This is a genomic window from Hyalangium minutum (assembly GCF_000737315.1).
GTDB lineage: Bacteria > Myxococcota > Myxococcia > Myxococcales > Myxococcaceae > Hyalangium > Hyalangium minutum.
Genome location: NZ_JMCB01000003.1, coordinates 1,034,464 through 1,056,666, shown reverse-complemented (window position 1 = coordinate 1,056,666; position 22,203 = coordinate 1,034,464). Strand labels below are relative to the sequence as shown.

The 22,203-nt window shown below is 66.7% G+C and carries 22 protein-coding genes and 1 pseudogene; 9 read left to right on the top strand and 14 right to left on the bottom strand.

The window, feature by feature from the left end; all coding sequences use genetic code 11:
- The first annotated feature begins 129 nt into the window (after positions 1 to 129).
- Positions 130 to 1,380 carry a hypothetical protein gene (locus DB31_RS10890; RefSeq protein ID WP_044185962.1) on the top strand — a complete coding sequence of 417 codons (1,251 nt, stop codon included), beginning with the start codon at positions 130 to 132 and terminating at the stop codon, positions 1,378 to 1,380.
- A gap of 45 nt (positions 1,381 to 1,425) precedes the next feature.
- Positions 1,426 to 1,962: a signal peptidase II gene (gene lspA, locus DB31_RS10885; RefSeq protein WP_044185960.1), complete on the top strand. Its 537-nt coding sequence runs from the start codon at positions 1,426 to 1,428 to the stop codon at positions 1,960 to 1,962.
- A gap of 437 nt (positions 1,963 to 2,399) precedes the next feature.
- Here lspA and DB31_RS10875 read toward each other — a convergent pair whose 3' ends face one another.
- The gene (locus tag DB31_RS10875) at positions 2,400 to 3,509 is read right to left on the bottom strand and encodes a PPC domain-containing protein (protein WP_044185956.1); all 1,110 of its coding nucleotides are present in this window, start codon (positions 3,507 to 3,509) and stop codon (positions 2,400 to 2,402) included.
- Positions 3,510 to 4,337: 828 nt separating this feature from the next.
- Between DB31_RS10875 and DB31_RS10865 the strand changes: the two are divergent.
- Positions 4,338 to 5,251 (top strand): annotated as a pseudogene (locus DB31_RS10865) (DUF6310 domain-containing protein).
- Positions 5,248 to 6,006, top strand: coding sequence for a DUF5953 family protein (locus DB31_RS10860; protein WP_044186276.1), 759 nt, complete (start codon positions 5,248 to 5,250; stop codon positions 6,004 to 6,006). Before DB31_RS10865 ends, DB31_RS10860 begins: the two are co-directional and overlap by 4 nt.
- 149 nt (positions 6,007 to 6,155) lie before the next feature.
- On the opposite strand, the gene DB31_RS10855 is transcribed toward DB31_RS10860, so the two are convergent.
- From DB31_RS10855 to DB31_RS10835, 5 genes are all read right to left on the bottom strand, one after another.
- Positions 6,156 to 6,347, bottom strand: a complete 192-nt coding sequence (locus DB31_RS10855) for a hypothetical protein (protein ID WP_044185952.1) — start codon at positions 6,345 to 6,347, stop codon at positions 6,156 to 6,158.
- Positions 6,348 to 6,458: 111 nt separating this feature from the next.
- The gene (locus tag DB31_RS10850; protein WP_044185950.1) at positions 6,459 to 6,779 is read right to left on the bottom strand and encodes a hypothetical protein; all 321 of its coding nucleotides are present in this window, start codon (positions 6,777 to 6,779) and stop codon (positions 6,459 to 6,461) included.
- Positions 6,776 to 7,774: a hypothetical protein gene (locus tag DB31_RS10845; RefSeq protein ID WP_044185947.1), complete on the bottom strand. Its 999-nt coding sequence runs from the start codon at positions 7,772 to 7,774 to the stop codon at positions 6,776 to 6,778. Before DB31_RS10845 ends, DB31_RS10850 begins: the two co-directional genes overlap by 4 nt.
- Positions 7,771 to 8,034 carry a hypothetical protein gene (locus DB31_RS10840; RefSeq protein ID WP_044185945.1) on the bottom strand — a complete coding sequence of 88 codons (264 nt, stop codon included), beginning with the start codon at positions 8,032 to 8,034 and terminating at the stop codon, positions 7,771 to 7,773. The genes DB31_RS10845 and DB31_RS10840 overlap by 4 nt, the downstream gene beginning before the upstream one ends.
- Before the next feature lie 37 nt (positions 8,035 to 8,071).
- Entirely contained in the window at positions 8,072 to 8,374 is a 303-nt protein-coding gene (locus DB31_RS10835; RefSeq protein WP_044185944.1) for a hypothetical protein, read from the bottom strand.
- 80 nt (positions 8,375 to 8,454) lie between these two features.
- Between DB31_RS10835 and DB31_RS10830 the strand changes: the two genes are divergently transcribed.
- A complete protein-coding gene (locus DB31_RS10830) occupies positions 8,455 to 9,294 on the top strand; it encodes a hypothetical protein (RefSeq protein WP_052419861.1) in 840 nt (279 codons plus the stop codon).
- Positions 9,295 to 9,302: 8 nt separating this feature from the next.
- Entirely contained in the window at positions 9,303 to 10,802 is a 1,500-nt protein-coding gene (locus DB31_RS10825; RefSeq protein ID WP_240486625.1) for a hypothetical protein, read from the top strand.
- Here the strand turns inward: DB31_RS10825 and DB31_RS44680 are convergent.
- Positions 10,784 to 12,091: a sensor histidine kinase gene (locus DB31_RS44680; protein ID WP_052419860.1), complete on the bottom strand. Its 1,308-nt coding sequence runs from the start codon at positions 12,089 to 12,091 to the stop codon at positions 10,784 to 10,786. The two genes, DB31_RS10825 and DB31_RS44680, sit on opposite strands and share 19 nt — an antisense overlap.
- A 202-nt stretch (positions 12,092 to 12,293) precedes the next feature.
- Positions 12,294 to 12,692: a nuclear transport factor 2 family protein gene (locus tag DB31_RS10815; protein WP_044185943.1), complete on the bottom strand. Its 399-nt coding sequence runs from the start codon at positions 12,690 to 12,692 to the stop codon at positions 12,294 to 12,296.
- A 70-nt stretch (positions 12,693 to 12,762) separates the two neighbouring features.
- On the opposite strand from DB31_RS10815, the gene DB31_RS10810 reads away from it, so the two are divergent.
- The 3 genes from DB31_RS10810 to DB31_RS10795 all read left to right on the top strand — a co-directional run bounded on the left by DB31_RS10810 (position 12,763) and on the right by DB31_RS10795 (position 16,955).
- Positions 12,763 to 13,257, top strand: a complete 495-nt coding sequence (locus DB31_RS10810) for a MarR family winged helix-turn-helix transcriptional regulator (RefSeq protein WP_044185942.1) — start codon at positions 12,763 to 12,765, stop codon at positions 13,255 to 13,257.
- 295 nt (positions 13,258 to 13,552) lie between these two features.
- Positions 13,553 to 15,406, top strand: a complete 1,854-nt coding sequence (locus tag DB31_RS10800) for a hypothetical protein (protein ID WP_240486624.1) — start codon at positions 13,553 to 13,555, stop codon at positions 15,404 to 15,406.
- Positions 15,407 to 15,491: 85 nt separating this feature from the next.
- Entirely contained in the window at positions 15,492 to 16,955 is a 1,464-nt protein-coding gene (locus tag DB31_RS10795) for a flavin-containing monooxygenase (protein ID WP_205628487.1), read from the top strand.
- Between the two features lie 53 nt (positions 16,956 to 17,008).
- On the opposite strand, the gene DB31_RS10790 is transcribed toward DB31_RS10795, so the two are convergent.
- From DB31_RS10790 to DB31_RS10765, 6 genes are read right to left on the bottom strand one after another with little or no spacing between them, the layout of a single operon-like run.
- Entirely contained in the window at positions 17,009 to 17,530 is a 522-nt protein-coding gene (locus tag DB31_RS10790; RefSeq protein ID WP_044185935.1) for a YbaY family lipoprotein, read from the bottom strand.
- 29 nt (positions 17,531 to 17,559) lie between these two features.
- Positions 17,560 to 18,357 carry an anti-sigma factor family protein gene (locus tag DB31_RS10785; protein WP_169787028.1) on the bottom strand — a complete coding sequence of 266 codons (798 nt, stop codon included), beginning with the start codon at positions 18,355 to 18,357 and terminating at the stop codon, positions 17,560 to 17,562.
- 17 nt (positions 18,358 to 18,374) lie between these two features.
- Positions 18,375 to 18,935 carry an RNA polymerase sigma factor gene (locus tag DB31_RS10780; protein ID WP_044185931.1) on the bottom strand — a complete coding sequence of 187 codons (561 nt, stop codon included), beginning with the start codon at positions 18,933 to 18,935 and terminating at the stop codon, positions 18,375 to 18,377.
- 22 nt (positions 18,936 to 18,957) lie between these two features.
- Entirely contained in the window at positions 18,958 to 19,746 is a 789-nt protein-coding gene (locus tag DB31_RS50425) for a c-type cytochrome (protein WP_240486623.1), read from the bottom strand.
- A 12-nt stretch (positions 19,747 to 19,758) separates the two neighbouring features.
- Entirely contained in the window at positions 19,759 to 20,889 is a 1,131-nt protein-coding gene (locus DB31_RS10770; RefSeq protein ID WP_083968115.1) for a metallophosphoesterase family protein, read from the bottom strand.
- A 1-nt stretch (position 20,890) separates the two neighbouring features.
- A complete protein-coding gene (locus tag DB31_RS10765; protein ID WP_083968114.1) occupies positions 20,891 to 22,147 on the bottom strand; it encodes a cytochrome-c peroxidase in 1,257 nt (418 codons plus the stop codon).
- Positions 22,148 to 22,203: the final 56 nt, after the last annotated feature.

Below are 22,203 nucleotides of genomic sequence, written 5' to 3'. Positions count from 1 at the left end.
TGAGGCAACGTCTCTGGGGGGGAGAGGCACACGCGGAGTAACATAGGTTTTAGCGGCTCTCGTCCCTTCCGTCCGGGAACTGTTCGCTGATAAGCATCTCCCGCCATTGCTTCGCCAGAGGAGATTGTCATGCAACTGCCGATTGAGCGGTGGACGCAGGAAAACAACCTGCCCAAAGAGGCGCGTGTAGCCCTCGAGGAGGCCACACGATGCTTCAAGGCGGGAGCCTATCGAGCTGCCTTGCTCTTCAGCTATCTCGGCTGGAGCCTCACGGTCCGCCTTCGAATTCTATCCGCCAAATGCCCCACGGGCATCATCCCGGCCCAGTGGAACCAGATATTGCTGGATCTCCAGAACGAAGACACCTGGGATAGCCAGACGTTCGACTGCACGCAGATGCGCTCCCCGAGAGAGATCTTCCATGTCTCGGACGATCTTCGCCAGCAAGTCAAGTACTGGAGAGATCGACGCAATGACTGCGCTCACTTCAAGAATGACGAAATAGCAAGCGCTCATGTCGAGGCATTCTGGCTCTTTCTTCAGTCCAACGCAGGGAAGTTCATCCCCAACGGCAGCATCGCGGACATTCTGGAAAGACTGGAGCGTCACTTCGACCCCAATCTCACTCCGCCGGGCGCGAGCATGATGCCGATTGTCGCCATGATACCCACGGGCGTGCCGCAGGCAGAGTTGCCACATTTTTGGTCCGAGGTTGTGTCTCACATCGGGCAGGGCCCGACCGTCTGGCAGCACCTCAATGCGGCCGCCTCTGTTTTCGAAGCAGTCTTCGAACTCCACGACGGTCGCGCGACCACCAGCTTGAGCACCTTTTTGGCTGCGGATGCCAATCTCCTGGTGGCGCTGTTGAGACAATACCCAAGCCGCGTGTTGCTCTGGGCAGAGCATGCCTCTCTGATCAGGCAACTCTGGCGAAGCCACTTGTTTGAAGGCCGCACCCAAGATCTTCCCATCTACGCTGCATTGCTAAGAAACGGGCTGATTCCGGCAGCGGAGCTTCCCGAGGCAAATCAATGGGTTGTCACCCGGATCAACAACAGCATCCCGGCGGCCTTGGACCTGCCGGACCTGGAGAAGCACGGACTCATCCAGGCACTGCAAGATCACGCCTTCAATGATGGGTATGTGGGTAATTTCGAGTGGGCCAACAGCAACCCGGGCCTGATCGCCTGGCTCATCCAACAGTATCCCATGACGGACGAGATAGCTCAGAGACTGTGTTCCACCTTTGAGGGCTTGTACTATCCACATCGGGCTCGTGACTCGCTGCGAGCTTTGTTTGCAGCGAACGGCGCCAAAAAGGCAGAGTTCCTGGCAGCAGCCGCCAATGCGGGAAGCACTCCGCCCAAGACGCTCGTGTGAGCACTGTTGCTGGAAGGAGCAGCGGAAGTCTGGCACTCTGAGAGGATGGAATCGATCTCTCGTGGGTATCGGCTCACCCTCATCTCGCTGGTGCTGGCAGGGACTGTGGGCTGCGATCAGGCCTCGAAGCAGATGGCCCTCTCGCACCTTCGCGACGAGCCGGCCCAGAGCTTCCTGGGGGGGATCCTGCGGCTGGTCTTCGCCGAGAACCCCGGCGCGTTCCTGAGCCTTGGCGGCCGCTTGCCCCCCGCCCTTCGGTTCGGGCTGCTGACGATCGGAGTGGGCTTGATCCTCCTCCTCGGGCTGCTCTACCTCGTGAAGAGCCAGCAGCTCGGGCGGCTCCAAGTCGTGGCACTCGCCCTGGGCGTGGGGGGTGGTGCGAGCAACTGGTTCGACCGCCTGGTGAACGATGGGCGCGTCGTGGACTTCATGGTCCTCGGGATCGGCCCCGTGCGCACGGGCGTCTTCAACGTGGCGGACATCGCCATCGTGCTCGGCTTCGGGTTGCTGCTTCTGAGCACGCGACGCGGGAACACCCACGGAGACCATCCAGGGGGGACTGGACTCGGCGCCAAGGCTTGATTGAAGGGACTATGCGGTGGTGATCCCGGAGCGTATCTTCTGGGGATGCGAATCCGAGTCATGATGCTGTGGGCCCTGATGGTGGGATGTGCTTCGGAGACACCCCTCGATGGACAGGACACCGAGCAACTCCCAGAGGAAGAACAGCTGTCAGAGGAAGAGGCCGTTCCGGTGCCTGGGGATTCCTATCTGGCCTGCGGCTGTGGCTGCTGCGGCGGAGTCGAACCGGAGGTCCGTTGCCTCTCTCAGGGAGAGACGCTTCAGACCCACATCGCCAGGGACAAGGAGCAGGCAGCATCTCCGAACTGTCCGTGGCAGGGCTGCTTCTTTCCGGTGAAGTACAAGATCTGCGATGCCGCTCCCCCCGCACCGTGAGCGGCGGGTGCGGTTGGAGCTCCCCTGTGGAAGGGGAGCTCTCCCGCAGGGCCCTCTGGAGGCTAGTTGTAATAATCCGTGTAGTTCACGCCGATGCGCATGCCGGTGATGGGCGTGTGCTTCGCTTCGACGAGGACGTAGTAGCGGCCCGTCTTGCCCCAGCCCATCGAGCAGTTGGTACTGGTTGAGATTCCGTCGACCTTGCAGTCGTAGTTGTAGAGCGTGGGCGCCTGCTCGAACTTCACGTACAGGTTCGCGTACCCGGTGCCGCCGGAGGTGAAGAACTGGACGTTGTTCTTTCCCCACGGCATGTCGATCTCGAACCGGCGCTGCTCACCCACAGCCATGGAGACGTCGACGTAGGGCTGTCCGCGAACGAGGACGGGCGCGGTGTAGGGGCGATCCATGTTCACCAGGAGCTGAGCCCCGCTGCTCGCGGAGGTGCCGTAGAGCTTGATGTAATACGTGCCCGCAGTCGGGTAGTACAACGTGCACGACTCGCTGTTGCTGTAGCCCGTCGACCTGCAATCGTACGCGTCCGCCCTGGGCCAATCGCTTCTCCGGACGTAGAGGTCAGCGTTCCCGGTGCCTCCCGCGGTCGTGAACGTCACGCTGTTCGCGCCTGAGGGAATCGTGATCATGTAACCGCACGAGAACAGCCCCTGCGGGGTGTTGATGTTCGAGTACGTGCGACCCATGTCGATGATGGTGCTGCTGGTGCAGGGAGTGGCATAGGTGGCGGTCAAGCTTGCGCCGCTGTAGGCGCCGTATCCGTAGAGCCGAACGTAATACGTGCCGGATTGGGACGGCTCGATGGTGATTTGATCCTCGTTGGTAGTCCCCATCGAGCGATGGTCGTACGCGGTCGCGTCCGGCGTCAGGCCATAACGGACGTACAGATCCACGTCGCCCGTTCCTCCTGTTGTCTTGAACGTCAGCCCCGCCACACCGCTCGGGACGGTCAACTTGTAGATGCAGGACCAGCTTCCCTGGGCCCCCGAGAGGTTGCTCTGGGCCACGTCCTTGGTGAGCGTATACGTGGAGGTGCAGTCTGCCGCGAGCGGCTGCTGGATCGCCGCGAGGTCGAACTTCGGCGCAGGCTCCGGGACTTCCTCTCCTGGGAACTCACTCGGCCCACAGGCCACCACGAACGCGAAACATGCGGCGTACATCGTTCTCATTGAAATGGAATTCAAAGACAGACCCTTGGGATGCGCAGAACTGATCATCAGTTCGAGCGAGAGCGCCATCCTAATGAGAGATCTGACATTCCTGTTTTATGGGGGGTTGCCCAATATCTGGGAAAAAGAGAGCGCGGCGGGAATCGAACCCGCTCCGGGCGGTGCGAAACTCCCAGCGGAATCTCGCCCTTACCTCGCAACCGCCCTGAATGATTCGGAATCGATATCCCGCTGCGTCCCTTCCTGTCCTGCCCCGGTCCAGCCGATGACCGTCTACGAAAGATTCATGAAGATTCCTACGACGCTCCTCACTGCGTCCGCGCTCCTGCAGGCGTCGGCCTCGGGGCTCGCGCACGCGGAGGACGGCGCACCGAGCGGTGCGGAGCCGACCCGCACCGCAGCGCCCACCGATGCCAGCACGGACACAGCGTCGCAGTCGGCGCTGGTCGGCAGCGCGGAGCCGCCCGCTGCGTCCGGGCCGAGCCTGAGATTCCGCCTCGGCGCGGCCGGACGACCACTGTTGGGGTTATCCCTCGTCGGCCTGCACCGACCGCGTAGGAGTTGGAGCAGTTCCAGCAGGAGGCGCAGCGGCTGAAGGAGGGGCAAAGGAGGAGCATTGCCGTTCCCCGAGGCGCTGCGGGCGTTCGCGGTGCGCTACGCAGAGCAGACAATCGTGGCGAGCGCTGGGGCTCGCGGTGAGCGTCCAGGCCTGCCACGTCGGACGCGGGCCTCGCGGTGTCGAGGCGGGCTGATACACTCTAGCGGAGAACCCCCGCAGACTTGACCCGCAGCACCTCGCTTGCTTGAAAGGACGTGGCCATGCGTTCCCGAACTTGCAGCGCACTCCTGCTGCTACTTCTGCTCTCGGCCTGCGCAACGACGGAGCCGAGCCTCGGAGAACCGGAGGCCCCGAATCCAAGATTCGCCAACCTTCAGCGGGCGGCGCAGTACCCCTGGACGGATGACGGGCATTGCGTGGTGCGCGAAGCCTCCAACGAATGGCCTGTCCTGGCGGAGAGGTGCTTTCACGCTCTCGATCGCGACAGGATCAAGTTTCGCGATGTCACAGGAAGATGCGCTGTCGCCTCTGCGAGTGCGGCTGCCGTGGGCGTCGCGGGACTCTGCGTCTTTGTAGCACCGGAGATCATTGTTGGAGCAGTGATCATCGCTGGTGTTGTCGTGGTGGCAGTCGTCATCCAAGAGGAGTTGGACGCATACGAGCGGAGTGCATCCCGTGAGCGTGGGAGGCCGAAGACTCAGAAAAGGCCATCCAGTGAGCAGGAACCCGTGGCCGACAGTGAGCACACGCCGAGGGGCTTGGGTCGGGACTGGCTCCCACCCGTATCATCCGATCCGACGGAGCGCCGCCCTGAGTGCAGGCCCGTCCTAGTGCCGCACGCGGGCGGAGATGACCCGCATAACGCGTGCGCCGACAAGTTTCCGCCGAACCGCTACCCTGGCAAGGACGTGCTCATTGGCGGCATCCGCTTTGATGCGCTGCAAGTCGGCGTGCGTGTGCTGTGGGAGATCAAGACCGACCAGTTTGACACCTACAGCGCCTTTCTCCAGGGCAGGTGGTCAGAGATCAGGTGGCTAAATTGCTTGAAGAGCGCGCTATCGCGGCAGCATGCGGATATGGCTTCGTCGTCGGGGTGAGCACCGAAGAGCACAAAACCGCGCTGGAGTTGGAGGCGCCCCTACTTGAGATCGTCGTCACGGGGTGCAAGCGATGACGACGAAAAGCACCCTCGTCATCATCGTTTACGCGCCTGCGCTCGTGGGCAACGACGGTCGCACGCTCGCTGTCATCCACGGGATGGAGCGGACTCTCTCCGGCTTGCGCCTAGAGTGGAAGGTTTCCGAAGACGGGCGCCCCATCGCGTTGCCGCAGCGCGACGCGTGGCTCGCAGAAGGGACCAAGGACGGGGGCTTCCCTCTCGTGTGCAACGGTGACGAGAGTTACCCTGTGACGGTCACGGGGTGGGGATGCCCGGCACGCCTTAGCCCCGGCGGCCAGTCTCAGTTTGAAGTGCATGCAAAGCTGCCGCTGGACGCCGCCGTGATCGCGGCAGCGGCGCAAGTGCTGGAATGCGTAGCAGAGGGCGCGCGCGCGTACTGGGGGCATGCGACGCCATCTAGCGCGGGGGTGGAGATCGCACGGCAAACGCGCGATCCGGTCCATAAGCCAGGGGTTCCGCCCCGGGGGCTGCCAGCGCTCAAACTGCCAGAGAAGATCCGCTCGCCTGAGATTCCGCATCGCCTCGGGTGGCTGAACTACTGGTCTGCCGCTGCCGCACAGGCCATCGGGTTCCCGGATCCCTCGCGTGATGCGGACCTACTCTCTCGGGCGCGGCGCACTGGGGCGGGCGGGTGGGTCGTTCGGCTCACAGATACGCCGCTCGATCTCGACAACCCCTCGCACCTTGCGGCGCTGATGCGCGCGTATGAGCGCTTCCCGGAGATTGGCGGGCGCGTGACTTCGCGCTGAGTGCGGCTCCTGGGGCGCTCGTGGTGAGCGCTGGGGCTCGTGGTGAGTGTCCAGGCAAGCCGGACGCGGACCACGTCGACGTATCAGTTCGCCGATCCCCGTCGTGGGCAAGCGGTCGAGCAGGGCTGCTGGCCAGGGGCGAGCGGGCGTCAGTCGCAGCCTTGAGGAAGAGTGACGGTGCCAGGGTGCTCGATGGCGGCGAGGGCCGCGCGCAGCAAGTAGTCGCCCGGCTCCTCCCCGCGCAGCTTGGCCGTCTCGATGAGCGAGTAGAAGAGAGCGGCCACCTCGGTGCCCCGCTGGGATTTGCTGCCGTACAGGAAGACCGTCAGCCCGTTCCACAACTCCAGCGTGTACCGAGATGTACGACCTGCCCCCTTTCTCAGAGGGAGAGGGCTTGGGAGCGGCGGGTTGCTCTGTGTGGAAGCGGCGGGAATCGAACCCGTCGTTTCGGGTCACGGCCAGCCGAACAGGGCGCGGGACGCGAAGCCCAACGTGACGCTGGTGAGGTTGGCTCCCAGGCTCCAGAGGAACGGGCGCTTCACATTGTGCGAGGAGAGCCAGATCGCTTCGAGAATGATCGCGAAGGCCTCCATGACGACCACGGTGGCGGAGTAGCTGTGAACCCAGCCACGCACCGTGGCGAACCCAAACCACACCACCGGATGGGTGAGAGTGCTGGCGAGCACGGCCGCGCGCCAGCCCGCCTTGGCGCGGAGGTAGATCGGCACCTCCACGGCTTGGGTGAACGCGAAGGCGATGAGCCACGCTGTCACGCGCGCCGGCCCTCGATGAGCCAGAGCGTCCCCACGGCAAGCTCCAGGTAGCCGTGGAACACCGCGAGCCGCAGGTACCCCAGCCGCGCCTGTGTGAGATCCACTACGCCCCACACCGCGATCCCCAACGCGAGCGCCACGAAGAGCGTCAGTGGCACCACGCCGAAGTCCTCCACCAGGGCGCGCCAGGTGGCTCGCCAGGGCCTCGGTGCCGCGCGCGGACGGTCATCCTCCGGAATCAGCCGCAGCCACACGCCATAGTGCACGGATTGCAGGAACGCGAAGGCCAGCACCAGCCGCAACGCCAGCACCGGAGGCGCATTGGGCGCCAGCGCCTCCGCGTGCTGCGCGAAGGAAGAACCTGTCCACGGCGCATTCCAGCCACCCAATGCGGTCAGCACGGGCTCGGCGGCCCCGAGCATCAGGAGCACCGTTCCGGCCACGGCCAGCAGCGGCACAGCCCACGCTCGCGCGTGCCGCTCCTTCCAGGCCCACCACCACAGCGCCACGGCGACCCCGTTGTGCAGGTGCGCGAAGACCAGTTGGAAGGTGGCTCCGAAGTCCCAGGCGAGGCTGGTGAGCGTCGCCCAGACTCCCAGCATCAGCCCCTTGCGCTGCCAGGGCCCCCGCGCCCACAGGATGGCGGGGAGCAGCGCGAGCAACCCCATCACCGGCCCAGCCCCGAAGCAGGTCGCCAGCAGCGGCGCGCCGCAGAGCACCACGAGGAGGGTCCGGCGGTGCAGCCCCGGGCGCACGACGAGGTACCGCGCATCCGAGACGAGATGCGGCACGCCCAGCAGGACCGGTCCCAGCGCCAGCATCCACAGCGGCGCGGCGAGCGTGAGCAAGAAGGCGAACACCACCTGCGCCGCACCGAACCACGCCACCCGGCGGGACCGATCCGCGAAGAGCGGCCCCGCCCACGGTGCCAGGAGCCGGTACACCTTCGCACGCACCGCGTCCGCGGGCGCGAGCAGGGACTCCACCGCGCTCATGCGATCCGGCGCTTGTCGCGAAGGAGCCAACCCGCCGCGAGCGCGGCCAGGGTCAGAGAGAGGCTCGCGGCCGCCATGCAGCCCGTCCGGCCCTTCACTTCAGAGGCGGTCTCGTGCTGGGGGCTCGGTGCCGCAGAGGGCTTTGGGGCCTCGGCGGGCTTCGGATCCTCGGCGGGCGGAGGCCAGTCGTCAGAGGGCGGGATATCCGCCCAGGCCGGGGAGGAGAGCAGGAGCAGGGCGGGCAGCAGGAGTCGCTTCATGCAGGCACAGCCTACACCCAGCAGCCGGTGGGATGCCTCAGTGGGGGTCTGTCTCACCCGAGGAGGGTGGGGCGAGTGTGCGCATCACCACCGCTCGGCACGCGGCGCAGATGACGCCCGTGCGCTCCCAGTGCACCTGCTCTTCCCACTCGCGGGGATCCTCCGGCCCCTCCTCGAGCTTCCGCATGAGCGAGGCGAGCTCCTCGCCCGTGCCGCTGCTCCCCGAGGGCTCCAGCACGTCCTGCTCGCCCTGGAGCACGAGGGTGAAGCGGTAATACAGCTCGCTCGGGGCGATATGTCGCCCGCATGCGACGCACGTCTTCGGGGAAGGTGTGGCCACGAGGCAGACACTAGCCAATGGCTCGCCCAGCACCCAACCATTGCCATCCCGAGGGGCTCACGCTTGGATGCGCCGCCGTGATGCGCTTGTTCCTCAGTACCCCTCTCTGTTTCCTGCTCGGCCTGCTCCTCGCCACGAGTGCTCCCGCTTCCGAGCCCGTCACCTCAGCCGCTGACGCCTCGCCCGCGGCTCCACCAGAGGCTGCGGCCTCCACGCCCGAGACGCCTCAGGCCCCTGAGAAGCTCCAGGAGCCCGAGAAGCCCCAGGAGCCCGAGAAGCCTCTCTCCCCGCTGACTTCGCTCTATCCGCTCTGGGAGAACACCGCCCACGTGCTGCCCCACGGTGGCATGTTCCTGGGCACCAGCAACGCGGAGTTCGGCATCCTCGGCTTCGGACAGCTGGGCACGCATCCGCTGTCCTTCATCTTCCGCACGCCCAACATCCACGCAAAGGTGCGGCTGCTGGAGCAAGAGAAGCTCGCGGTGGCCGCCCACGCCGAGTTCGTCGTCTTCCTGCCCGGCTCCAGCGAGGCCTTCACCTCGAGCAACTACATTTCCCGCCTGGACACCCGCGACATCCTGCTCACGGTGGTGCCGGTGGGCGTCACGGCCTCGTACGAGGCCTTCCCCTGGTTGTATCTGCACGGCACCGCCACGCTGATGGGCATCTTCGACGATGGGCCCTACCGCAAGCGCGTGGTGCCCGGCGCCACCCTGGTCGCCGAGTTCATGGCCTTCCAGCGCCACACGTTCCGCGCACATATCGGCGAGGTGGGCTTCTGGATTCATGACTTCAACGTGCTCGGGGCCTCCTACTGCTACCGGCGCAGTTGGTTCGAGGCCCAGATCGGTTACTTCTACCGCTTCATGCGGGAGGGCCGTCAGGCCAGCCCGCTGTTCTCGCTGGGGGCCTACCTGTGAGACGCCTCGTGCTCGCGCTCCTCTTGCTGGGGCTCGCCGCGCCCGCATGCGACTGGGAGCACTACGCGATGATGAACAGCGTCCCCGCCAAGGGCGACGCCTCCCTCAACCCCGTGGTGCGCGTGTACCTGGGGCTGGATGGGCTCTCGCACGCCACGGTCACCCAGGCGAGAGAGCAGGGGGCTTTCCCGGCTGCGAACCTCGCGCGCCTCATCCCCATGTTCCCCGCCACCAGTGATGCGAGCTGGACGCGCATCCTTCACACCCAGCGCTTCGCGGGCTTCGAGTTCGGCCACTTCGATCCGGTGAAGGACAAGGTCTACAACAAGGCCATTGGCGGGCTGCTCGTGCACCTCGTGCCGCCGCTGGAAGAGCTGCCCTTCACGCTGCCCGCGTACGCCCAGACGCCCGCCTACTACAAGGCGTTCGACTACCACGCGAGCGCCTACCTCGACGCGCTCTGGAGCTACGACCGGCCCTTCTATGGATACTACCGAGGGCTCGACAACCTCTTCGTCGCGCTCGAGGGCCGCAGCCAGGTGCAGGACACCTTCAGCGCCTACGTGCTGGAGACGGATGTGGTGGGCCACCTGCGCTCCCAGGAGGACGTGGTCAACGCGCTCGTCTCCCTGAGCGACCGCATCGAGCGCTTCAAGCGCGAGCACCCCGAGCGCACCTTTATCTTCACCCTCTTTGGAGATCACGGCATCGATGGCGTCGCCAAGCCGCCGGACAAGGTGGTCGACTTCCGAGACCAGCTCCATGACGCGGGCGTGGCCACGGTGGAGTCCTTCAAGGAGGCGGACAAGGTGGACGGGCCCGCGACGGTGGCCATCCTTCACACCCGCGTCACCTACGTGGCGCTCCATGCCCGCCCGGAGCGGATCTCCGAGGTGGCGCGTCTGGCCTCCACGTGCGCGGCGGCGGATCTCGTCTTCTCGCGCGGAGAGCCTCGCGAGGGCTATCCGGAGGGCCTCCAGTGGGTGGGCGTCTGGCGCGAGGGCGCCCTCCTGGCCAGCTTCGCCTACGAGGCCGGAACGGACTCCTACTGGCTGCCGAGCGACGGGAACTGGGAGGCGCTCGATCTGCCCATCTTCCTGCCGCCTGGTGCGGACCACGGCGTCTTCACGGATGAGGCCCTGTTCGCGCTCAGCGTCGAGCGCACCTACCCGGACTTCTTCTTCCGGGCGCGCACGGCCTTCGAGCCCATCAGTGTGGAGTTCCCGGCGGACATCCTCGTGTCCTACCGCCATCCCTTCATGTCCGTGGGCTACCAAGCCCCGGTCGGCAGCGCGAACGAGATCGGTACGGCGGGCAGTCATGGCGCCATGGATCGCCTGGGCAGCACGGGCGCGCTGCTCTCCGAGGAGCGCGAGCTGCCGTCCGTGGTGCGCTCGGACAACGTGCTGGACCTCTTCCCGGCCCTCGTCGATCATATGCGGGAGCGCGAGGTGAAGATCATCCCAGGCGCGCAGGGCGCCGAACTCGACTATGCGGCGCTTCCGTAGAGCATGAGCGTGCCGGTGCCCACCGGCAGGAAGACGCGGAAGGTGCTGCCCTGGCCCACCTGGCTCTCCACCGAGATGCGGCCCCCCATGGCCTTGATGATGCTCTGGCAGATGGAGAGCCCCAGCCCCGTGCCCTCGCCCGCGGGCTTGGTGGTGAAGAACGGCTCGAACAGCCGGCCCAGGTGCTCTTCTCTGATCCCCGTGCCCGTGTCGTGAATGGCCACCATCACCAGCCCATCCTCGTGCCGCGTGGAGATCCGGATCTTGGAGGCCTCGCACGCTCGCGGAGGCAGTGCCTGCACCGCGTTGACGATGAGGTTGAGGAACACCTGCGCCAGCCGGGACTCGTTGCCATTCAGGGGTGGCACATCGCCGTAGTCCTTCACCAGCCGCCCCTTGTGCTTGAGCTCGCCCCACACGATGTTCACGCATGAGTCGAGCAGGGCGTGCAGATCCATCGGCCCCTGCTGCTCGCGGGGCGCCCGGGAGAACAGCCTCAAGTCCTTCACGATGTCCCGCACCCGCATGCTCCCCGAGAGCGTCTCGCCCAGCGCCTCCAGGACGTCCTGCGCGCGCGCGCCCGTGAGGCGCTCGCCCGACTTGACCATGCTGTGCAGCTCCTCGCTCACGTAGTTCAGGTTGCTGAGCATGTACGCCAGGGGGTTGTTGATCTCGTGCGCCACGCCCGCCGTCAGCGTTCCCAGCGAGGCCATGCGCTCGGTGGCCAGCAGCCGCTCCTGGGCCTGCCGCAGCTCGTCCTCGGTCTCGCGCTGGCGCTGCTCCTGGCGCAAGCCCAGCAGCACCGCGCAGCAGGTGGCCTGGAGCGGCTGCAGGAGGGCCAGGTGCGAGTCGTCATAGCCCCCCGGTCTGTTGGCCAGGACCATGAGGCCCACCAGCCCCTCGCTCGAGTGCAGCGGCAAGCCCAGGAAGCTCCGCAGGGGCTCGGGCCGCTCGGGTGCCGTACCGTGGAGCGGCTCCAGGTCCGGGAGGGGGAACACCACCGGCAGGCCACTCGTGAGCACGTCGGTGCAGAGGCTCTGGAGGTCGCTGAACGTCAGGCCCTCCTTGTTCTGGAGCTCGTGGACCGTCAGGGTGGGAGGGCCTCCAGGGGTGGACACCACCTTGCCCACGAAACCGTGCTCGCTGCCGGTCAGCTCCAGCGCGGCTCCGAGCAGCAGATCGAACAGCCTCGGCGCCGGATGGCCTTGGGCGAAGGCCGTCTGGACCTCCGTCATCGCCTTCAGGAGGTGTTGGTGTGCGAGCAGTGCTTGCTCTGACGTGAGCGTCATCGCTCCGCTCCCGGGTAGGGTGAAGGGTTACAGCAACTCCCGGAGGCGGTTGTCCTCGGCACTGCGACAACCTGTACGGCCCCCCCTCCGTCACACGCGATTATAAGGAGGGAGCACGCGCCACAGGTGGAACTTTCTGGGCAGGTTGTAATCTGGTCGACGGTCCGTCGCCCTGGAGGGCAGGGGCCCGAGGCTTCGGAGCTTAGAAGGGATCGTAGCAGTCGTAGTTGCGCAGGGAGACGATGCGGCCGTCCCGGAACGTGAAGAACTGGCCAATCATGGCGTGCAGCGTGTCCCCCGGCTTCAGCGTCCCCAGGGGCACCGAGAGCGTTCCCGTCCAGTCGATCTCCAGCGCCACCTCGTCGCCGGAGGCCACCGCACCGCGGATCTCGTAGCGCTGGGAGGAGAGGACCTTCTGGCCCTTCTCCGAGGACTCCAGCATGGCCTGCACGTCCCGCTTCACGCCCTTCGGGAAGAGCCGGTTGGGGTACTCGTGATGGGACAAGGCCGGGTCAAAGAACGGGCGCAGCGCCTCCGCGGTGGCGCCCCGCTCAACGGCTTGGACGAAACGGCGGGCGATGTCGAGGTTCGGTGTGGACATGGTGCTCTCCTGGGCTTGATACACAACCAAGGTTGCACAACCTAGGTTGTGTATGCAAGACCTTCGGGCCATGGCACATGAGACAGAGAGCCCGGAGGTGAAGCTCGAGGAGCTGGATCTGGGGTACCTGGCCCTCTTCGTGGGCATGCGGGTGAACGAGCAGGTGCTGGAGGGGATCCACGCGGCCGGCTTCACGGGTGTGCGCCACTCCCACGGCTACGTCGTCCAGCACCTGCTGGGCGGCCCGCGCTCCATCAGCGAGCTGGCCGCGCTGCTGGAGGTGACGCAGCAGGCCGCGTCCAAGACGGTGGCCGAGCTCACCCAGCTGGGCCTGCTCGAGCCGGTCTCCTCGGCGGATGCGCGGGTGCGGCGGGTGCAGCTCTCCGCTCGGGGCCATACCCTTGTGGACACGGGGCGGACGCTGCGCGCCGAGCTGCAGCAGCGCTTCGAAGCGAGCCTCGGCAAGCGCGCCGTGCAGGATGCGCGCACGCTCCTGGCACGGGTGCTCACCTCGCTCGGGGGCGCCGAGGCCGTGCAGTCCCGGCGGATCCGTCTCCCTCGGTGACTGTCTCCCACACGCCACAAGCTCTCAATATGAGAGGAGTTACAGGAAATCCCCGAATTTGGCTTGTGATGTTTCGTCGCACTGAATTATCATAGCGTTGCTGTGCCGGGCCGCATCAGTCGTCTTCCTTTCCCAAGGGGAACCACGGCCAGAGCGGAGGCACGCGCAGTCAGGGCAGCGGCTTGTCACCCCCCGTGTGTCGGCGGTGCCCATCCCCGTCAGAGGCTCCTGGTGGGAGCCATAGGAGTGCAGAGTGAAGACCGAATACAGCAAGGCGAGGAGTTGTTGGGGGGCCATGCTCATGGCTGCCTCCATTCTTGGGGCGTGCGGTCAGGTGGAGGAGGGTCCGGCGCAGGAGGAGGAGCTGATGCAGGAGGAGCAGGCGCTCAACGGCGTCCTCCTGGGCATGGGGACCGGCAACATCCACACGGGCGTGACCCAGGCGCTGGCCACGCACTCCGAGCAGTTCATGTGTGAGATGAACCAGGTGGGCGCCAAGTGGCTGCGCATCGACGCGGACGTGGCGACCACGGACTCGGCCACCTACCAGCGCATCGTCCAGAAGGCGCACGCCAAGCAGATCCAGGTGCTGGTGCGCATCCCCGCGAAGTACTGCGGCGATGACGCGGATCAGGCCGCCATCGACGCGTTCGCTGCGTCCTATGTGAGCCACCTGAACGATCTGACGGCCACCATCTTCAACACCTCGGCCAAGGCGGACGCGCTCGAGATTGGCAACGATCCGAACGTGGTCGAGAACACCTGTGCGGACGGCCAGACCCGCTACCGCGTGGGCCCCAACGCCTTCGCGTGGCTGCAGCGCCGGGTGTGGGAGTGGAAGCAGGCCAACGCGCGCACGGAGCTGATCGTCAGCGGCGCCATCAAGGACGCGCTCTTCACCATCAACCAAGCTCCCACGCCGCCCACCACGACCAACCCGTTCTGGAACGGCTTCTTCAACTCGCAGGCGTTCATCGTGGGCACCGGGAAGATCCGCCCGTTCGATTACCTGGGCATGCACCCGGTGAACGACAGCACGATGGACTACAACTGCATCAACAACGGAAACACCACGTGCTTCACCCTCTGGAAGAACTCGGTGAAGACGGGCATCCAGGGCGCCACCCAGCGGGCGAACCTGGCCTCGGGCACCTCGGACACGAAGGCGTTCGTCACCGAGTTCGGCTTCCAGATCTCTCCGACGAACCTCTGCGTGGGCATCGAGGCCTGCACGCTCACCAACAGCCTGCCGTTGAACAGCGCCCCGTACCAGCAGATGGCGGCGGGCATGAACGCCGCGGGTGAGGCGTTCGTGGCCACCGGCGTGACGCCCGTGGCCATCTATGCTTCCTACCGGGACGGGACGTCGGACGCCTTCGGCCTGCGCGGCGCGTGGGACCCGGACACCCACAAGTACCGGGTGAAGACGGCCGGCTGGAACAAGTACCGCAGCATGTCGGGCGTCTCTGGCACCAGCACCGTCACCGAGGCCTGCTGGATTCCGGGCACCTACTTCGGCGGGCCGAACAGCGCTGGGGATCTCGAAGGGCTCTTTGACGGCAAGGACGCGCTGCGCACCACCTCGTCCAACGACTGGGCCTATGGCTACTGGAAGGGCGTGTGCGGTCCGGGCGAGCGCATCATGGGCCTGTCCAAGCTGAACACCGGCGCCGGCAATGCGCGCGTGCGCCTCTGCTACAAGGACCCGCTCGACAGCGGCCGCTACCTGCACCCGGTTCCGGAGACCAACCCGCCGCCCACCACGCCGGACGCGCCGCGCTGCACCGTGCGCAACGTGGAGAACGGAGATGACCGGGGCGCGTCGCAGGGCCTGCAGCCCACGACCAGCCAGGACTGGGACGCTGGCAACAGGCGCGCCGAGTGCGCCCCCGCCGAGTACGTGGCCGGTGTGGCCCAGTCTCTGGACCGCAAGCTCAGCCACATCCTCTGCTGCCCGCAGACGCTGTCGGCGCAGGGCCGGACCTGCGAGACGGTGGCCTTCGGCAGCGCGGACAACCGCCAGTCGACCGACTCGGGTAACTGGGACTCCGCCGGCTTCAAGGGGGAGTGCGGTGTGGGCCGCTACGCGGCCGGCGTGAGCCGCACGCCCGCGGGCCAGCCCAACGCGCTGCTCTGCTGCACGCAGTAAGGGCAGGTGATTGGCCGGGAGGCAGCCTCGGGGCTGCCTCTTTGGGTCCATCGAGCCTCCGGGGCTTCGTGGATAGTCTGGAAGGATGATGGATTCCGAAGTCGAGGTCGCCATCGTCGGCACCGGGTTCTCCGGGCTGGGGATGGCGATTCAGTTGAAGCGGGCGGGAATCGATTCGTTCCTGCTCCTGGAGAAGGCGGGCGAGGTCGGCGGCACGTGGCGGGAGAACACCTATCCCGGCGCGGCCTGTGACGTCCCCGCCCACCTCTACTCCTTCTCGTTCGAGCCGAACCCTGCGTGGAGCCAAGTGTATGCTCCGCAGGCCGAGATCCTCGAGTACCTGCGGCACTGCGCGCGCAAGTACGAGATCCTCCCGCACATCCGCTTCCACGCCGAGGTGACGGGCGCCGAGTTCGATGAGGCCCGGGGCACGTGGTCCGTGCACATGAAGGACGGACAGCGCATCCGGGCGCGGGCGCTGGTGCTCGGCAATGGGGCGCTGCACCTCCCTGCGTACCCGGCCATCCCGGGCCGCGAGAGCTTCCAGGGGACGGCGTTTCACTCGGCCTGCTGGAGGCACGACGCGGAGCTCACGGACAAGGTGGTGGCGGTGATTGGCACCGGGGCGAGCGCCATCCAGTTCGTGCCGTCGCTCGCGGCCCGGGCGCGAAAGCTCTACCTCTTCCAGCGCACGCCTCCGTGGATCCTTCCCCGGCTCAACACGTTCTTCAGCGAGTCGCGGCGCCGGCTCTTCGCGCGCCTGCCCGGGGTGGCGTGGCTCTACCGCGCGGCCATCTACTGGAACCTCGAGTGGCACGCGGCGTTCTTCCTGCGCCAGAGCTGGCTGGGCCGGATCGTCGAGTGGGCCGCTCGCCGGCACCTCGCCGCCAGCGTCTCCGATCCGAAGCTGCGCGGCCTGCTCACGCCGAACTACCGGCTGGGCTGCAAGCGCGTGCTCACGTCGGACGACTACTACCCGGCGCTGCAGCGGCCCAACGTGGAGCTGGTCTGCGAGGGGATTGAGTCCATCGGTCCTCGGGGCGTTCGCACGCGGGACGGCGTCGAGCGCGAGGTGGACGCCATCGTGTACGGCACGGGCTTCGAGGTGACGCGCTACCTCGCGCGCATCCGGATCGTCGGCCGGGAAGGGCGCGAGCTGAACAAGGTCTGGCGCGGCGCGCCGAGCACTTACCTGGGGATCACCGTGAGCGGGTTCCCCAACCTCTTTTTGATGATGGGGCCGAACACCGGACTGGGCCACAACTCCATGGTCTTCATGCTCGAAGCGCAGGCGCGTTATGCGCTCCAGGCCATTCAGCAGCTGCGCGCGCGCTCCCTTCGCTGGCTCGACGTGCGGTCCGAGGTGCAGGCGGGCTTCTACGAAGAGGTGCAGCACAAGCTGCGGCGCTCGGTGTGGCAGTCCGGAGGTTGCCGCAGTTGGTACCAGACGCCGAGTGGCCACAACTCCGCTATCTGGCCCGGGTTCACGTTCGACTACTGGCGGCGCACCCGGCGGCTCCGCTTGAGCGACTACGCGCAATCCTCATGAACGCCACGGCCGGATGTCAGGCGCTCTGGGTTGCCCGAGCGGGCGTGCCCGTCTCAGTTGCCGGAGCGCAGGAGCACCTGAACGTCGCTGCTCCGGCTGCCCTGGGTGAGGACGGGGATGGGCGTGGTCGTCGAGAAGGTCCGCGCGCCGTCCGTGATGCGAGCGTTCACCACGTAGGCGGCCTCCGCGCGGATGCGCTGGGGGTTGATGGCCACCGAGAAGGGGATGGGTACCTGGCCGGGCCCCTTGACGACCTGCTGGCTGATGATGGTCCCGGGCTTGCCCTCAGGCGTCAGCTCCGCCACTTCGACGGAAAGCACAGCGTCCGGCGTGAGGGCGATGCGCTCGCGGTACATCACGGATCCCGTCACCTGGGTCAACGCGCCGGGCGCCGGGTCCGAAGGCGGAGGCGGAGGCGTTGCCGGGGTCGAGGGGCCTGCTGTCACCTCGGTGCCGGTGGTGGGCTGGGCGGTCGAGTCCATGCTCTCTCCCGGGGTCGACGGCGAAGTCGAGGCACACGCCGTCAGCGCGAGTGCAGTGAGCCAGCCTGCGAGCGTGGGGATGCGGCGGGTCATGAAGCTCCTCCTGTCAGGAGACAGGGGGCTTAGCGCATCCCGTGGAAATCCTCGACGCTCTTCAGGCCCGAGTTCGCCCCGTGACAGACGGCGCAGGAGGCCCGGCCCGTGGAGGGGACGCTCGACACCAGCGCGTAGCTCAGCGCGCCCTCGCTCCAGGTGATGACGTGGAGGCCCCGGAGAGTGCTGGTAGTGAACTTCATGTTGCGGAACAGCTCCGTCCGGGGCGCATTCGCCGGGCTGCCCGCGGCATGCCGAGGAGCAATGCCCAGGCTCACGCACTCGCCGCTGCGCTGGAAGCTCACGACGGCGGCCGAGCCCTCCTCCAGTTGAACCACCCGGGCGCCGTTGAAGACGAGCGTGGAGTCCTCCAACTTCGGGAGCACCACGGTGAAGCCCACGCGCTCCGTGAGCCACTGGGACAGCTCCGCCGCGTTGCTCGCCGCCACGTCCAAGGGCAGCGCCCCGGAGGCCAGGCCCTCGTGGGCCCACGCCGAGGCTTCGGCCAGCGAGGCGGCTTGCACCGGGGTAGGGCGGAGCGCGGTGATGACGACGAGCGCGATGGCCGCCGCCATGGCCCCCGCCGCGACCAGCGGCGCCACCCGCTGCGAGAACACGCGCCGCCAGCTCACCTTGCGGTGGATGGACGCCTGGAGCGAGGGAGGCACCGGCGCGGGCACGTAGGCGCTGGACACCGTTCGCAGGAACCCCCGCTGGTCTCGCGCTGCCCGGACGCAGTCGGCGCACTCGGCCAGGTGCCGCTCGAAGTCCTCGGGTGAGAGCGGTGTGCGCTCGCCGTCGATCCACGCCGGGAGCCAGCTCCTCACGCTTTCACAGGACACCGTCATGGCACTTCTCGCTTCCGGGCCAGGGACTTCTCGCCGTGCACCATCGGAACCAGGAGCGCCCTCAGCGATTCCCGTCCCCGGTGGAGACGTGACATCACCGTTCCCACAGGCAGATTCAATACTTGAGCGACTTCCTTGTACGAAAGGCCATGCAGGTCCCGCAGGACCACCACCTCGCGGAGCTTCGGGGGAAGCGCTGTCACCGCCGCGTCGAGCTGGGCGCTCGTGACGGTGTGCCAGGACTCCTCAGAGGCCTGAGGCGCCGACACGTCCACCGAGTCTTCATCCAGCGACTCTTCCGCGTGGCGCCCCCGGTCCCGGAGGCGCGTGCGGTAGAGGTTGTGCAGGATCGTCAGCAGCCACGTCTTGAGGGAGGTTCCCGGCTCGAAGCGCTCGGCCGAGTTCAGCGCCCGCACGAACGTGTCGTGGGTGAGATCCTGCGCCTCGGCTGCGTCCTTACACAGGCGCAGGGCCGTATCGTGGATCGCGGCGAGGTGGCTGAGCGCCTCGCCGTCGAACCCAGGATCTCTCGGGGGTTGGGACCGTCGCCTCCACATATCCGGGGGCTGAGCTTCCTCCTCAGTGCTTGCCGTAGTCCAGCTTCACACCCTTGCGCTGGGCGTAGATATACGCCTCCATCGCCTTCAGCCGCGGGTCATCATCGGCCAGCGGCTTGCCGCGCACCGGGTTCTCGATGCACCAGTTGATCATGTCCCGGAGCAGCGCCACGCGGCCCAGCTGAACCTGGTACTTGGGATAGGTCTCCGGATGGGTGTTCGAGGCGTCCGGGTGGCACATGTCGCACGAGATGGCGACGGTGCCGCCCACCGCCTTCGCATCGTGGAACACGCGGTGTCCCTCGCGCACGGTCTGCTCGGTGGACTCCTTCCAGACGGCCTCGTCGCGCTCGCTGAAGGCGCCGTAGGTGTGGCCGGCCTGGACGTCGGCGGTGGCCTTGCGCGCGGCGTCGTCTGGGCCCGAGGAGGCCGTCGTTCCGCCCTTCTTGATCGGGGCGCTGGTGGCGGCGGGAGGCGTGGGCGGGTTCGCCTGGGCGAGGAGCTGCTGCTTGGGCGGCGGCGCATCCCAGTTGGCGTTCGGGTTCTTCTTGCGCCACGCGAGCATCATCTCGTCGGAGATGCCCTGTGCCTTCTCGCGGCTGATCTGGGACGGGTCCTTGACGCCTTCCACTTCCAAGGTGGTCTGACCGTCACAGAGGGCGACGACGACGTCTCCGTCCTTCGAGCGGGGAACCTGGTGCTTCGGGCTCTGGCTGGGAGTCTCCGCGAAGGCCGTCTGCCACGTGGCGAGGCTGCCGAGGCCGATCCCGAGTCCGAGCGCTGCAATGCCGAGTTTGTTTCGCACGTGCATGGTCGCTGGGTCCTAGTAGGGGGGGAGCTTGGAGGCGGGGGGCCGATCCTGCTTGCCACTGCTCGCCAGGTAGGAGGACTTCACGGTGACCGGGTTGCGGTCCCACAGGTTGTAGAGCTTGTCGACGAGCCCGCTCTCGAGCACGTCCATCCGCCCATCGCCGCAGCCGTCGAAGTTGCTGAACGGGTCCGTGCGGTTCATCGGCACGGTGAGCGAGGGCAGGCCCTCGGGGGCGTAGGGCCACGGCCACGCGGTGGACAGCATGCCGTGGAACTGGATGTTGCCGATCTGGTTCGACAGCAGCTGGTGCGTGTGGCCGTGGATGACGGTGACGTTCTTGAACGGCCGGAGCAGGGCCTGCACCTCGTCCGCGTCGTCCGTCCAGAAGTTCCACTGCTTGTAGTACTTGTAGAGCGGCGAGTGGCTGAACACGACGAGCGGCGTGTTCTTGTCCACCTTGGCCAGATCCGCCTTGAGCCACTCGCGCCCGGCGGCACCCACCTCGAAGCGCGACTGCAGGCCGTTGTCCAGGCCGGCCACCGTCTGCATGCGCTCCATGGGCGTCATGCCCCGCTCGGTCCAGAAGTCCTTCTCGTTCACGCTCATCAGCGTGACGAAGTGGACGCCCTTGTGATCGAACGAGTACTGGGGCTCGCCGAACAGGCCGCGCCAGTGCTCGCCCATGTCGAGGAACCAGTCGTGCTCCCCGACCATCATCTTCACGGGCGCCTTGAGGGTCTTGAGGATCTGCTTGCCGAGATCCAGCTCCTCCTTCTGCCCGAGCTGCGCGAGGTCGCCGCCGTAGAGGACGAAGTCCGGCTGGGGATCCAGGCGGTTGATGTCGTCCACGGCGCGCAGCAGGGAGCGCACGAACCGGTCGTTGAGCTCCTGCTTGTAGAGGTGCGAGTCGGAGATGTACGCGAAGGAGAACTTCGGCTTCGCGCTGGGGGTGGGGGTGGCCGCCTCGGCGACGCTGATCAGCTGGAACCCCTGAGGGGTGATGAGCCCCTTCGCCGCGGCGATGCCAGCGGACAGCCCGGCCAGCCGCATGAACGAGCGCCGATCCAGCTTGCGCAGCCCGTCGAAGAAGGAGTCGCGCTCCTCGTAGTGCTTCGTCTCGATGCTCTTGACGCCTTTGCGCATGTCACTTCTCCGGGGCCGCGACCGGCCCATACAGCCCAAGGTCAGCCGGGTTCTTGAGGTCGGGGTTGGGGGCGAGATCGCCCAGGTTGCCCTTCTTCCCGAGGGCGACGGCGGTGTCCCGCTCCGGGCGCTTGGTCTTGCGAGCGCGCTGGGCGGTCAGCTCCTTCTTCTCCAGCGCCGCGAAGTCCTCCGAAGTCAGCGCGAACAGGAACGCCACGAGGTCATCGATCTCGGGCTCGGTGAGGCCCAGCCGCTGCATCCCCCCATCGAGGTAGGGGTTGGTGATGCCGCCCTTGTTGTAGTGGTCGACCACGTCCCACAGGGTGGCCATCGAGCCGTCATGCATGTACGGCCCGGTAACGCCCACGTTGCGCAGGGTGGGGGTCTTGAAGCTGCCGATGTCGTTCTCGTGCCGGGTGACGAGGAAGCGGCCCAGCTCGGAGAACTTGGACTCCAGCGCCAGCCGGTCGATCTGCTCCTCGTCTCCGGCCCGGACGACGCGGAGGGCCTCGGAGGCCAGCTGGACGAAGTCCTGCTTGTGCGCGGCGACGCCGATGTTGTGGAACTTCTGGTCCGAGAACAGTGGCGACACGGCGTTGCCCGCGTGGCACGAGTTGCACCGGCCCTTGCCGTTGAAGAGCGCCCAGCCGCGCTTCTCCTGGGCGGACAGCGCGTTCGAGTTCCCCGTGAGGAAGCGATCGAACCGGGCGTTGCCGGCCATGCGGGTCCGCTCGAAGGCGGCGATGGCGCTGGCGATGTCGTCGTACGAGGGCTCGCGGCCGTTGAGCTTCTGGAAGGCGTCGCGGTACTCGGGGATGGCGCGCACCTTGGTGACCACCGCCTCGGGCGAGGGCATGCCCATCTCGATGGGATTGAGGATGGGCAGCTTGGCCTGGTCCTCGAGGGTGGCGGCGCGGCCGTCCCAGAACTGCGTGGCCAGGAAGAGGGCATTGAGGACGGTGGGGCTGTTGCGCTGGCCCACCTGGTTTTTGATGCCCACCGCCTGCGGCTTGCCATCCGCGAACGCCTTCGCCGGATCGTGGCAGGTGGCGCAGCTCACCGAGTTATCGGCGGACAGTCGCTTCTCATTGAAAAGTTTCTCTCCCAGTGTCACCTGAGCCGGGGTGGGGGGCTGGGGGACGGTCAGCTTGTAGAGCTGGGGAGAGAGTCCGAGGGGTAGGGGGGGCGGAGCCGCGGAGTTATCCGCGAGCGCCACTGTTGCCAGTGTGAGCGCACCTGCGAAGGAGATCGCTTTCATGTTCACCTCACTCAGGTGAACTCCCTCGGTTTTCTTTATTCCGTGGAAAAAAGCGG

Coding starts and splice junctions, on each gene's coding strand:
- DB31_RS10890 (WP_044185962.1), top strand. CDS start 130: ATGCAACTGCCGATTGAGCGGTGGACGCAGGAAAACAACCTGCCCAAA.
- lspA (WP_044185960.1), top strand. CDS start 1,426: ATGGAATCGATCTCTCGTGGGTATCGGCTCACCCTCATCTCGCTGGTG.
- DB31_RS10875 (WP_044185956.1), bottom strand. CDS start 3,509: ATGTACGCCGCATGTTTCGCGTTCGTGGTGGCCTGTGGGCCGAGTGAG.
- DB31_RS10860 (WP_044186276.1), top strand. CDS start 5,248: ATGACGACGAAAAGCACCCTCGTCATCATCGTTTACGCGCCTGCGCTC.
- DB31_RS10845 (WP_044185947.1), bottom strand. CDS start 7,774: ATGAGCGCGGTGGAGTCCCTGCTCGCGCCCGCGGACGCGGTGCGTGCG.
- DB31_RS10840 (WP_044185945.1), bottom strand. CDS start 8,034: ATGAAGCGACTCCTGCTGCCCGCCCTGCTCCTGCTCTCCTCCCCGGCC.
- DB31_RS10830 (WP_052419861.1), top strand. CDS start 8,455: ATGCGCTTGTTCCTCAGTACCCCTCTCTGTTTCCTGCTCGGCCTGCTC.
- DB31_RS44680 (WP_052419860.1), bottom strand. CDS start 12,091: ATGACGCTCACGTCAGAGCAAGCACTGCTCGCACACCAACACCTCCTG.
- DB31_RS10815 (WP_044185943.1), bottom strand. CDS start 12,692: ATGTCCACACCGAACCTCGACATCGCCCGCCGTTTCGTCCAAGCCGTT.
- DB31_RS10810 (WP_044185942.1), top strand. CDS start 12,763: ATGGCACATGAGACAGAGAGCCCGGAGGTGAAGCTCGAGGAGCTGGAT.
- DB31_RS10800 (WP_240486624.1), top strand. CDS start 13,553: ATGCTCATGGCTGCCTCCATTCTTGGGGCGTGCGGTCAGGTGGAGGAG.
- DB31_RS10795 (WP_205628487.1), top strand. CDS start 15,492: ATGATGGATTCCGAAGTCGAGGTCGCCATCGTCGGCACCGGGTTCTCC.
- DB31_RS10790 (WP_044185935.1), bottom strand. CDS start 17,530: ATGACCCGCCGCATCCCCACGCTCGCAGGCTGGCTCACTGCACTCGCG.
- DB31_RS10780 (WP_044185931.1), bottom strand. CDS start 18,935: ATGTGGAGGCGACGGTCCCAACCCCCGAGAGATCCTGGGTTCGACGGC.
- DB31_RS50425 (WP_240486623.1), bottom strand. CDS start 19,746: ATGCACGTGCGAAACAAACTCGGCATTGCAGCGCTCGGACTCGGGATC.
- DB31_RS10770 (WP_083968115.1), bottom strand. CDS start 20,889: ATGCGCAAAGGCGTCAAGAGCATCGAGACGAAGCACTACGAGGAGCGC.
- DB31_RS10765 (WP_083968114.1), bottom strand. CDS start 22,147: ATGAAAGCGATCTCCTTCGCAGGTGCGCTCACACTGGCAACAGTGGCG.